The following is an 11201-nucleotide window of genomic DNA, read 5'->3' as shown; positions in this document are numbered from 1 at the left end:
AAATCCATTGCAAAATGCACACGTTTTCACCAACCATTAAATAAAAGGCACAAACTATGAATCCAATTAATACATTAAACCAAAGCGCGACAACACAAGTTGCATTAAAGCCTGCAAACCGTAAAGCAAAAATGCTGGCTAAGCTTAATCGCTTTGGTAAACGATTGGCGTTAAGTAGTGCTGCTCAATATAAATAACTTTATTATGAAGTTAATTACGACACGGTAAGCCCTAACCAATCCGAAATAGCTTTTTATTTCTATGCTTACTGTGTCTCAATTCAAAAAATTAACTTAATTTCATTATTTTTATAAAAAAAACCCCTTTTTAGCTTAAAAAAACAGCAAACGAATTATTTCCTATTTACACAGCCCCATCACCTAAGTATTATTCTGCGTCACGGAGAGATGGCAGAGTGGTCGAATGCACCGGTCTTGAAAACCGGCATAGGTTTGTAGCCTATCTAGGGTTCAAATCCCTATCTCTCCACCATTATTTTAATTGATGTTAAAAACGTCAATACAAACGTTTATGCGTTGGAGAGGTGTCCGAGTGGCCGAAGGAGCTCCCCTGCTAAGGGAGTATAGAGTTTGTAGCTCTATCGAGGGTTCGAATCCCTCCTTCTCCACCATTTACTTATTTAAGCCGCTTAATTGCGGTTTTTTTATGAGTAAAATTTATTCATTCCATCAGCGATAAAAAATCAGCCTCCCTTTTATTCAATTGCTCCATAATCTAATTATAAAAAATCCCGCACGGTATAATATTTGTTTCATCGGCTCTTCACCCTAAGATTGAATAATCCTGATATTTCGGGCACACTTTAACTTTATTAAGGGGTATAAATTGCATGGTCTACTATCGTTTTTTACTCGGAGTATTACTTGCTATTACAGCATTTAGCTCTACAGCTAACACGGCTATTTATAAATGCGTAATAAAGGGCGTGCCTACTTTTACGCAATTCCCATGTGCCAAAAATGCGACAAAAGTAAATATCACGCTTCCCCCAACTAACTCTCCAGTAAAAGACACTCCCACAGCAAAAAATGATACGAGCGTAGAGAATTACATTGCAATAAAAAAAATTGATCGACAAATTGCGCAACACCAATTAGAGATTAAAGCAATCAAAGAGAAGCTAGCTAAGCGCTTAGAGGTGATAAACTACATGACCCAAGACAAAGCTAACCGCTTAGGCGCGAACTCAATTCAAGATGCAATAAATATCCAAAGTGCAAGTATCAAAGCAAGTTCACAAAGTGCTATTGATGCTGAGCAATTACAAATAAATGCCCTTGAACAAAAAAAACAATCATTAAAATAAAATTAAAGCGGTAAATTTTTACCAAATTATAGCTTGTTGTCTATACTGATCATTCATCATGTATGGCATTTGGGAACAAGTGAATATAAAAATATGCATAGTCACTCATTACTGTTAAATATTGCTTTTGCTATCGCATATTTTGTTAGCGGCTTTGTATTAACTGCATTAACGTACAATGCACAGGTGATCCCTATTTGGTTACCCGCTGGCATTGCGTTAGTTGGTTGTTATTTATGGTGGTGGCGTTTTGTCCCCACACTCTTTATTTCAGCATTAGCGTTTAATTTAAATGTTTTTGATAGTGCAGCCCATGAACTTGTTTTAGTTGGAAATTCATTTAATCAGGCCGTTTTAATAGCGTTGGGGATCGTACTTCAAGCAATGCTCGGAGCGGGTGTATTAAAGTATTGGTTGGGCCATCCGCTTTATCTAAAAAAACGCCATCAGATAGTCTTGTTTATTATTGTAGTTGCCATACTTAGCAGTTTGATTTCCGCTAACATTGGTATGTGGGCGCTCGGTAATAATGGCTTTACACATAGCCATTGGAATAACGTAATATATTGGTGGCTTGCAGATGCGTTAGGTATTTTAATTGCTTCACCTTTTTTACTCGTATTGTTCCAACCTAAAGGCCAATACACTGTAACCCCCTTTTCAACCATGTTGGTCAGTACCGTGTTGTTCTTTTCGGTTGTGATCACAACACAATTATACGTAGAAGAAAATCGCTCAAACAGCATCAAAATAGCTGAGCGTGAAGTTCAAGTAATAGAAAATAGCCTGTATCGGTACGTAAACCAAAGCTTAATTGCAGTGCAAAATTTAGCGGCGAAAATACAAGCTACACCACAACTTAATCAAGCAGATTTTGATGAGTATGCCAATAAATTATTATCTCAACATACCTTTATAAAAGCCCTTTCGTGGAACCCCCGTATTAATCAGAGTGAACTTCCTGCCTTTATTAATCAATTAAACGCAGCTTATCATTTAAATTTTGCAGTAAAAGGAAAACCCTTAGAAGAGAATGACCCCTTGGTCATTGTTAAGTATATTGTGCCATTTAATGAAAATAAAAAAGCGATTGGTTTTAATGTTTACTCTAACCCAGATAGAAAAGAAACACTCTCAAGCCCCAATTTAAGCTATCAACCTTTAGCCACCAAAATTATTGATCTTATCCAAACTCAAGACCCTGAACCCGCATACTTATTATTTGCTCCTGTTTACACTAACAAAGGGAATGAGAGCAATGTGAGCGGGTATGCTACTGGGGTATTTTTAGTTAAAAATATTATATCGCAAGCCATTGCACCACAACAAAGGGAGATGTTTTCTTTTGCTATCTATCAAGATTTAGCTGATCCGGCCTTTTATAGTCATCCTGATTTTCCAGAAGAAAGTAAAACGAACCAATTAATGTCGTTCAATTTGCATTTTGCCGGACAAAAATGGGTAGTAAAATTAGCATTAAAAGAACAATTTTTAACCCAACAAAATAATCAGGTCACACTGCTGCTTTTAGTATTACAAATAACGGTTTGTTCACTCATAACGTTGGTTTTCCTGTTATTTAATCAGCAACAAATAGAACTGACACAAAAGGTAGCACAGCGCACTCAGTCACTCGCCGAAGCTAAAAAACAATCCGATTTAGCAAACCAGGCTAAAAGCCGTTTCTTAGCCAATATGAGTCACGAAATACGCACGCCTTTAAATGCCATAATTGGCTTTTCATCTTTAGCTAAAAAAGGAGACGATAACCATGCCTTAGTCGGGTATTTAGATAAGGTTAACTCCTCATCAAAAATATTATTAAATTTAATTAATGATATTCTCGATATTTCTAAAATAGAATCTCAAAAATTAATACTTGAACACAAACCGTTTGATTTAAATGTGCTTATTGAAAAAATTAATATAATGTTTGAACAAACGGCTAAAAACAAGGGGATTGAGTGGCAGGTTATTACAGATATTCCTAGCAATATCTGGTTGGTTGGCGACTCTATGCGCCTTGAGCAAATAATATTAAATTTATGCAGTAATGCTATAAAATTTACCAATGAAGGCGGTGTTATAGCTCAGTTTAGTGGTGACTTTGTTTCCCCTAAAGCGATCAATTTAACAATAGATATTAAAGATACCGGTATTGGTATTAAACCCTCTCAACAAACCAAACTTTTTAATGCATTTACACAGGCTGACAGCTCAACATCTCGTAAATTTGGTGGTACGGGGCTTGGCCTAACCATTGCAAAAGAATTAACCCAGTTAATGCAAGGTAATATCTCACTAAAAAGCAAAGAACATCATGGCTCTACGTTTACGTTAACACTTGAATTTGAGAGCTGTGAACCGCAAAAAGTTATCACGCCTGAGACATCACCAATTTCACTCTGCTCGTTGAATATTTTGGTGGCTGAAGATAACCCAGTAAATCAAATGGTAATAAAGGCAATGTTAGGTTCGCTGGGGATTACGCCTGCCATTGTAGAAAATGGTGAGCAAGCAATTGAATACATAACAAAACACAATATCGATATCGTCTTAATGGATTGCCAAATGCCGATTATGGATGGCTACCGAGCGACTGCAATTATTAGGCAAACAAAAACTCCCCAACAACTCCCGATTATCGCCCTTACTGCTGATGTTATGCCAGAAGATAAAGCTCATGCCAAAGCCGTCGGATTTAATCAGCATTTAGCAAAACCCTTAGAGGTAAATAAATTAACCGAATGTTTATTGCTCTATTGCTCAAATACGAGTAAATGATCGATTGCGCATCAGTCTTAAATAGATAAGATAACAGTTACTAGGCTCATTAATTATATTAAAATACATGACAAATCACTTCTCACATCAATGGTTTAATAGCATCGAACACATTGATGCCACTCACTGGCAAGCACTTTATGGCAATGAGCCTTTTACCAGCCATGCTTTTTTATATGCTTTAGAACAAAGCCAATGTGCCTCTACTGAAACAGGCTGGCAGCCTTATCATTTAGCTATTTATGAAAATAATAACCTAGTGGCTCTGGCTCCTGGCTATATTAAGACCCACTCATATGGTGAATATGTATTTGATTGGTCATGGGCAGAAGCCTATCAACAGCATGGCTTAGATTATTATCCAAAGTGGTTGTGTGGTATTCCATTTAGTCCAATTGCTGGCCAGCGTATAGCGATTGAGCATAGTAACCCCGATAGTGTCTATCAATATATTACCACTGTGCTTAAAGAGCAGAGTAAAGAGCAAGGTTGGTCTGGATGGCATATTAACTTTTGCTCTCTCGCACAAGCTAAGTGCTTACAAAACAATAATGCCATGCTGCGAACCGGTGTGCAGTTTCAATGGTTTAATAAAAACTATAATGATTTTAACCATTTTTTGGCTTCTTTTAGCTCGCGTAAGCGTAAAACAGTAAACAAAGAGCGAAGCAAAATCAGTAATCAAAACATTACAATAGAATGGTTACAAAACGAAAAAATAACCCCCGAAATCATTCAAATTTTTTGTCAGTTTTATCAACGTACCTATTTAAAACGCTCTGGTCATTTGGGTTATTTAAATATGGAGTTTTTTCAATTTTTACATGCACTACTAGCTGACAAACTACTGATAATGTTTGCAAAAAAGCAGGATAAAATTGTTGCGGCTACCTTAAGTCTAATCGGTGAAAATACATTATATGGTCGTTACTGGGGGGCAAACGAAGACATAGACTCTTTGCATTTTGAGCTATGTTATTACCAAGGTATAGAATACTGCATACAACATAAGCTCGCGTGCTTTCACTCTGGTGCACAAGGCGAGCATAAAATTGCCCGCGGTTTTGAGCCAGTTTACACGCATTCAGTACATCACATAAATAACCCTGATTTTGCTCATGCTATAGATGACTATTTAAAACGCGAGCAACAACATATGAGTAGTTATAAACAGCAATGCTCTGATCTACTGCCGTTTAAACACTAATAGTTGGTTATTTGCAGGCATTGCGATATCACTTAAAAGGGTTAACCCTGCTTGTTCGCCAAGTGCTATAACGGCTTCGCTATCTCTTATCCCCGATAGCGGATCTCGCTCAGTTAAAAATTGATTAAACTCATTATTACTCTCGCTGGTAAACTCACCTTGGTATTTAAAGGGGCCATAAATACATACCAGTCCTTGCGTATTTAAATGCAGCTTAACCCCTGCAAAGAATTGCTCAACCAAATGCCAACTCACTATATGAAATGTATTAGCTGTAAAAATGGCATCAACACTATCTACCGGCCATTCATTGTTTAAATCTAAATCAAGCGGCGCATGTAGATTAGGTAAATTCACTTCACTATGCCATTGTAAAATTCCCTCGTGATTCACCGCTCTATCGCTAGTGAGCCAATTCACATGCGTTAAATGCTGCGCAAAGTAGACACTGTGTTGACCGGTTCCAGAACCCACTTCAAGTAAAGTTAGCGGCTGAGCTAATATGTTTTGGAGCTGCTCTAAAATAGGCTCTTTATTGTTTTCGCAAGCCTGTGAGAAAGGTTTAGTCATTGATGGGATACCTAGTTTATGAATAACACACACTATTAAAACAGGTTATAGAAAAAAAGTCTGCATCATAAAATATAGCTAGCCGTATCAAAGCTTTGAGAAACGCCTTCTTTTGAGCCGTCGTTGCAGCAATTTATACAAGTGAAAATCAACATGTAGTATAGAACCACCTACTATAGGGCATAATTTATCCCACAAAAAAAACCATAGAAAAGAACAAATGTTAAAACAGATCAAGTGTTTACTCCTGACTATAATTAAAGTTATAAATAATTTTCAGTTAACTGTTTACAGTCAAACCCAATAAATGTAATGATAACTATTATCATTTGTTTAAGGTGGTTTTTATGTCTACTCAATCAGCTATTCATCACTATCAGCGTTCAATAAACACGACTTGCTTAAGGCCAGGCTTACACGCGCCAATGATTGTTGCTGATTACATAGATTCTGCACTTAATGTAGCTAAATATTACGAAAAACAGTTTAATCCATTATTACAAGAGCTGTACTTGCGCAGAGCATATAACGAAGTAATCAATAGCATGTGCGACTCATTGGTTCATAACGCCATAAGAAAGCAGTGTTTTGAACAGTTATACAAACCTTTACTTGCATTAAAACGCTTTTATAAAACGCATCATGTTTCAAACAAGTTTGTATTACTAGAGCATGAAGTACGCACCCTTAGTCACGAATTTAATCAGGAGCAATTATGAGTCAATTTAGAACTGAATCTGACAGTATGGGCGAATTAAAAGTCCCGTCTAACGCCCTTTATCAAGCGCAAACTCAGCGTGCTGTAAATAATTTTTCAATTAGCCAACTAACTATGCCACAACAGTTCATTAGCGCCTTAGCCTACATAAAACAAGCCGCGGCGCAAAGTAATAAAGAGCTTGGTCATTTAACGGCAAGTAAAGCCGATGCAATAGAACAAGCTTGCCAAGAAGTGATTGATGGTAAACATAGTTCGCATTTTCCTGTAGATGTATTTCAAACAGGCTCAGGCACCAGTTCTAATATGAATATGAACGAAGTTATTGCAACACTTGCAAGCAAGCATGGTATTGAGCAAATTCACCCTAACGACGATGTTAATATGGGCCAAAGCTCAAACGATGTCATTCCTTCGACAATTGCCGTAAGTAGTGCAATCAATGTGGTCTATGAGCTACTTCCGTCATTAGATTCACTTTCACAAGCACTTGAAAATAAAAAAGCCGAAGTGGGTCATATAGTAAAAACTGGGCGCACGCATTTAATGGATGCAATGCCGGTTACATTTGAACAAACACTCAGCGCATGGCAATCACAAATAAATAATGCCAGTGCAGGTATTCGCCACAGCCTTGAGCGAGTATGTGAGCTGGCCCAAGGTGGAACCGCTGTTGGCACGGGTGTAAATGCAGACCCTTTATTCGCAAAAACATTTACCAAAAACCTAAGTGCTAGCGTAGGTATACGCTTTAGTCCAAGCAATAACTTTTTTTATAATATTGGCTCTCAAGACGCTATTGTCGCGTTATCAGGGCAATTAAAAGTGCTCGCGGTAGCGCAAATGAAAATAGCAAATGACTTACGCTGGATGAATTCGGGACCTCTTGCAGGTCTAGGTGAAATAGAACTTGAAAGCTTACAACCTGGCTCTTCTATTATGCCTGGTAAAGTAAACCCCGTGATCCCTGAAGCGGCTGCCATGGTAAGCGCACAAGTTATTGGTAACGATGCGACAATTACGGTAGCAGGGCAAGCGGGTAATTTTGAGCTTAATGTTATGCTTCCGGTTATTGCCTACAATATCTTGCAAAGCATTGAGTTATTAGCCAATAGCGCCCAAGCATTGGCTAATAAAGCTATAACTAGCTTTACTGTAAAGCAAGAAAATATAAATAAAGCACTCGCTAAAAATCCCATTTTAGTGACAGCACTTAATCCTGTTATTGGTTATGAAAAAGCGGCCGCAATTGCAAAGTTAGCGTATAAAAACGCAGAACCTATTATTGATGTTGCACAAAGAGAAACGAGTATTTCTCGTAGTGAATTAGAAGAATTACTCAACCCAGAAAAGCTAACCAAAGGTGGCCTAGAATAGTTTAGCCTATTGATTATAGAGTTTTTTATTGCCGTAGAAAAAACTCCGTGTATGATAGTGATGAATAAATCATCACTATCAAGGTGCGTTATGCATAAGCCATTATTAGCTCTTTTTTTACCCTTTTTGTTAACTGCTTGCTTAGGAGATAACGAAACCACAAGCAAACGTGAAGACACACAAGTCGCACCACAGTTAGCAGCTGATAAAAAAGAGCTACCATCAACAACCCCGCTAGACAAAAGCGATAAAACCTTAATGCAAGCCGAAGAAAGTCCGCTAGCAACTATAAAAGGTACAAAAGAGAAGCTGTCTGAAATCACCGCAAATTTACAATGTGATACAACTTCACAATGTAAAGTACAAGCCGTGGGAAGCAGAGCGTGTGGTGGCCCTAGTCGATATATTGTTTATTCAACAAAGCATACAAATAGTGACGATGTCACTAAACACGCTGATACAATTACTCAATATGAAAAAACGCTAAATGCAAAAGAAGATATGGCCAGTATTTGCCAACATATACCGGCACCGGGTACGCAATGTATAAGCAATAGTTGTGTTAAAATAGAAGGCTCTTCGGCAAGTCCATATTAAGGATAAATTTATGCAAAGTGTAATAAAGGCAAGTAAATATTTTACAGCCTTTTTAACCGTTATGTTTTTTGTTAGTGGTTGTGCTAGCACAGGCAATTCAAACTCGCGTTTAAACAGCCTTAATACACAATTAAACGAGATTGTTAGTGATAACGAGTGTACCGCTAGCTTTCAATGTAAAGTGTTAGAAGTTGGTGCCCGAGCGTGTGGTGGGCCAAGTAAATATATTGTTTATTCTACTTTAAAAACAAAGCAAGAAGATGCAGAAGCGATAGCAAATAACATATCAGCAATAGAGAAAGAACAAAATAGTTCACTCGCTGAATGTCTTCCGGTTATACCTGTGCAATCACTATGCCTTGCTAAGCAATGCCAAATTATAGATATACAGTAAATTGCATTATCTAGTTTGCAGCGCTATGCCAAAGTGGCATCAGCGCTGAGATAACTAATACCAACACAACGCAAATCCCCGCTTTAATTATATAATTCATCGGCATTTGCTTTTTAACCCAATACGCATAAATAAAACGCACAAAGTAACTAGCTGCAGTACCAAATAAAGCAAATATCACTAAATAAGCCATTAAAATTATATTCACAATCGCACTTCTTAATCCTAAGTAATTTCAGTGTAAAACAAAAAATGTACACGGCAAAAAGTAATTTGCATTGTACATTTAAGCAAAGTGTAGTGTTTTAAAGTGCTTTATTTTGCACGCCCTTTCCAGCCACTCCAAATATCATCTGTATCTACTTTATTTTTTTTCTTTTTCTTACCGCTGCCTTCAGGTTTTGCCATCGGCTTTTCATTTTTAAGCGCTTGTGCAGCATCAATATTTGCTTGATTAACAGCAAACCCTTTGACTTCTTCTCGCTCTAAGCGAAACTTATTTTTTTTCTCAATGATTTTAAAATGATGTAAATCTTCGTAATCAATTAGCGATAAAGCCAAGCCCACTTCACCAGCACGACCACTGCGGCCAATACGATGCATATAATCAGCAGGGCTGCGTGGTAAGTTAAAATTAATAACCACAGGCAACTTAGCAATATCTAAACCACGCGCTGCAATATCGGTAGCAATCAGCACTTCAATTTCACCCGTTTTAAACTTTTCTATTACGCGAGTACGCTCACTTTGGCCTTTATCACCATGAAACACTTGTGCGTTAATACCACGTTTTTCAAGCTTACTGGCCAGGTGCTCACAGTCTTTTTTAGCGTTGACAAAAATAAGCGCCTGACGCCAAGCATGCTGTTTAATTAAGTGTGCTAAAACCGTGGTTTTTTCACCTTTATTAACACTAAACACACGTTGCACTAAGGTACTTTCGTCTTTGCTTTGAACTTGTATTTCAACAGGGTTAGTTAAAAGCTTTTGTGTTAATTGGGTTACTTGCTCTGGGAAAGTCGCTGAAAACAACATGGTTTGTTTTTTAGCAGGCATAAGCGCTAAGAGCTCAGTTAGCTCTTCGGTAAAGCCAAGACCAAGCATACGGTCAGCTTCGTCAAGAACAAGCGTATTGATCTTATCAAGCTTAACTGCATTACTTGATATTAAATCGAGTAAACGACCCGGTGTGGCGACAATAATATCAGCGCCACCACGCAGCGCCTGCATTTGTGCATTAACCGATACACCACCAAATACAGCAACTGTTTTAATTGCACCATTAAAGTGTGCAGAATACGACTTAACGCTATCGGCTACTTGTGTAGCAAGCTCACGAGTAGGTACCAAAATAAGCCCGCTTACATAGTTACCTTTACCCGGTGTTTTTTTAACGCCTTGCGCTAAAAATATTTTTTGTAGCATAGGTAATGCAAATGTAGCCGTTTTTCCCGAGCCTGTATTTGCGCCAGCAATTAAGTCGCTATCAGTCAGAATACTAGGAATTGCCTTAGCCTGAATAGGTGTCGGTGTGATGTATTCCAAATCAGATAAGCGAGCTAATAGCTCTGGGATAAGGCCAAGTTCATTGAAATTGCTAGGGTTTACGGCAGAGGTCATAAAAGGTGTAGGCTCATTACTAAAAATAGCCTGTAATTTTAGCGCATTTATTGCCCGTTAAGTAGGATTTAGTGATTTTAAATATTAGCTCTTCGTTTTTAGCTTCAATATACAAGCATACGCTATCGGCAATTGTTCAGACAATAATCTAATAGAGCAACTTTCACTCAATGAGTCACAGAAGTGATTGAGTGACTAAACCATTACTTTTATATGTTTTCACTTCTCATTTACCCTCATTTTCTTCTCTTTGTGAGCATGGGGTTTTGTCTTTTTTAAGTGATTAAGTGACTATTTGCACAAAGAGGCGCTGCGCTTTGGAGACGCTGCACTTTAGAGAAGTGATTTAGTGACTAAGCCATTACTTTTAATGTCTTTTAACTTCTCATTTACTCTCATTTGCTTCTCTTTGTGAGCATGGGCTTTTGTCTTTGGTTTTAGTAATTAAGACAAATTTGCACAAAGAGGCGCTTCGCTTTGGAGACGCTGCGCTTTAGAGTAGTGATTTAGTGACTAGAACGTGTGTTGGGCTTCTCATTTACTCTCATTTTCTTCTCTTTGTGAGCATGGGCTTTTGTCTTTGGTTTTAGTAATTAAGACAAGTTTG

Annotated in this window: 11 protein-coding genes and 2 tRNA genes; 10 read left to right on the top strand and 3 right to left on the bottom strand. The window is 37.7% G+C overall.

What is annotated here, in order from left to right; all coding sequences use genetic code 11:
* The first annotated feature begins 56 nt into the window (after window positions 1–56).
* The 6 genes from J8L70_RS14510 (at window position 57) to J8L70_RS14485 (ending at window position 5318) form a co-directional block, all read left to right on the top strand.
* The gene (locus J8L70_RS14510) at window positions 57–197 is read left to right on the top strand and encodes a hypothetical protein (RefSeq protein WP_211056309.1); all 141 of its coding nucleotides are present in this window, start codon (window positions 57–59) and stop codon (window positions 195–197) included.
* A 204-nt stretch (window positions 198–401) separates the two neighbouring features.
* Window positions 402–492: transfer RNA gene (locus J8L70_RS14505), tRNA-Ser, on the top strand.
* A 46-nt stretch (window positions 493–538) separates the two neighbouring features.
* Window positions 539–631: transfer RNA gene (locus J8L70_RS14500), tRNA-Ser, on the top strand.
* A 219-nt stretch (window positions 632–850) separates the two neighbouring features.
* Window positions 851–1327, top strand: coding sequence for a DUF4124 domain-containing protein (locus J8L70_RS14495; protein WP_211056308.1), 477 nt, complete (start codon window positions 851–853; stop codon window positions 1325–1327).
* 93 nt (window positions 1328–1420) lie between these two features.
* Window positions 1421–4111, top strand: a complete 2691-nt coding sequence (locus tag J8L70_RS14490; protein ID WP_211056307.1) for a CHASE domain-containing protein — start codon at window positions 1421–1423, stop codon at window positions 4109–4111.
* A gap of 67 nt (window positions 4112–4178) precedes the next feature.
* Window positions 4179–5318: a GNAT family N-acetyltransferase gene (locus tag J8L70_RS14485; protein ID WP_211056306.1), complete on the top strand. Its 1140-nt coding sequence runs from the start codon at window positions 4179–4181 to the stop codon at window positions 5316–5318.
* Here J8L70_RS14485 and J8L70_RS14480 read toward each other — a convergent pair.
* The gene (locus tag J8L70_RS14480; RefSeq protein ID WP_211056305.1) at window positions 5298–5888 is read right to left on the bottom strand and encodes a DUF938 domain-containing protein; all 591 of its coding nucleotides are present in this window, start codon (window positions 5886–5888) and stop codon (window positions 5298–5300) included. The two genes, J8L70_RS14485 and J8L70_RS14480, sit on opposite strands and share 21 nt — an antisense overlap.
* A 347-nt stretch (window positions 5889–6235) precedes the next feature.
* Here J8L70_RS14480 and J8L70_RS14475 point away from each other — a divergent pair, with 347 nt between their 5' ends.
* From J8L70_RS14475 to J8L70_RS14460, 4 genes are all read left to right on the top strand, one after another.
* Window positions 6236–6607, top strand: a complete 372-nt coding sequence (locus tag J8L70_RS14475; protein WP_247664844.1) for a hypothetical protein — start codon at window positions 6236–6238, stop codon at window positions 6605–6607.
* Window positions 6604–7983, top strand: a complete 1380-nt coding sequence (locus J8L70_RS14470; protein WP_211056304.1) for a class II fumarate hydratase — start codon at window positions 6604–6606, stop codon at window positions 7981–7983. The genes J8L70_RS14475 and J8L70_RS14470 overlap by 4 nt, the downstream gene beginning before the upstream one ends.
* A 90-nt stretch (window positions 7984–8073) precedes the next feature.
* Window positions 8074–8580 (top strand): hypothetical protein, encoded by a 507-nt coding sequence (locus tag J8L70_RS14465; protein ID WP_247664843.1) that lies wholly within the window; start codon window positions 8074–8076, stop codon window positions 8578–8580.
* 10 nt (window positions 8581–8590) lie between these two features.
* Window positions 8591–8974 carry a hypothetical protein gene (locus J8L70_RS14460; protein WP_211056303.1) on the top strand — a complete coding sequence of 128 codons (384 nt, stop codon included), beginning with the start codon at window positions 8591–8593 and terminating at the stop codon, window positions 8972–8974.
* 10 nt (window positions 8975–8984) lie between these two features.
* Here J8L70_RS14460 and J8L70_RS14455 read toward each other — a convergent pair whose 3' ends face one another.
* Window positions 8985–9182 (bottom strand): hypothetical protein, encoded by a 198-nt coding sequence (locus J8L70_RS14455; protein ID WP_211056302.1) that lies wholly within the window; start codon window positions 9180–9182, stop codon window positions 8985–8987.
* A 107-nt stretch (window positions 9183–9289) separates the two neighbouring features.
* Window positions 9290–10594, bottom strand: a complete 1305-nt coding sequence (locus J8L70_RS14450) for a DEAD/DEAH box helicase (protein ID WP_211056301.1) — start codon at window positions 10592–10594, stop codon at window positions 9290–9292.
* Window positions 10595–11201 lie beyond the last annotated feature (607 nt).

It is taken from the genome of Pseudoalteromonas sp. MMG010, assembly GCF_018100905.1.
GTDB lineage: Bacteria > Pseudomonadota > Gammaproteobacteria > Enterobacterales > Alteromonadaceae > Pseudoalteromonas.
The sequence above is the reverse complement of the archived record's forward strand: the minus strand, read 5'-3'. Positions and strand labels throughout refer to the sequence as shown.

Excerpts from the sequence above, each read along its gene's own strand:
- J8L70_RS14470 (WP_211056304.1), top strand. The coding sequence starts at position 6,604 with ATGAGTCAATTTAGAACTGAATCTGACAGTATGGGCGAATTAAAAGTC.
- J8L70_RS14510 (WP_211056309.1), top strand. The coding sequence starts at position 57 with ATGAATCCAATTAATACATTAAACCAAAGCGCGACAACACAAGTTGCA.
- J8L70_RS14495 (WP_211056308.1), top strand. The coding sequence starts at position 851 with ATGGTCTACTATCGTTTTTTACTCGGAGTATTACTTGCTATTACAGCA.
- J8L70_RS14480 (WP_211056305.1), bottom strand. The coding sequence starts at position 5,888 with ATGACTAAACCTTTCTCACAGGCTTGCGAAAACAATAAAGAGCCTATT.
- J8L70_RS14475 (WP_247664844.1), top strand. The coding sequence starts at position 6,236 with ATGTCTACTCAATCAGCTATTCATCACTATCAGCGTTCAATAAACACG.
- J8L70_RS14450 (WP_211056301.1), bottom strand. The coding sequence starts at position 10,594 with ATGACCTCTGCCGTAAACCCTAGCAATTTCAATGAACTTGGCCTTATC.
- J8L70_RS14485 (WP_211056306.1), top strand. The coding sequence starts at position 4,179 with ATGACAAATCACTTCTCACATCAATGGTTTAATAGCATCGAACACATT.
- J8L70_RS14460 (WP_211056303.1), top strand. The coding sequence starts at position 8,591 with ATGCAAAGTGTAATAAAGGCAAGTAAATATTTTACAGCCTTTTTAACC.
- J8L70_RS14465 (WP_247664843.1), top strand. The coding sequence starts at position 8,074 with ATGCATAAGCCATTATTAGCTCTTTTTTTACCCTTTTTGTTAACTGCT.
- J8L70_RS14490 (WP_211056307.1), top strand. The coding sequence starts at position 1,421 with ATGCATAGTCACTCATTACTGTTAAATATTGCTTTTGCTATCGCATAT.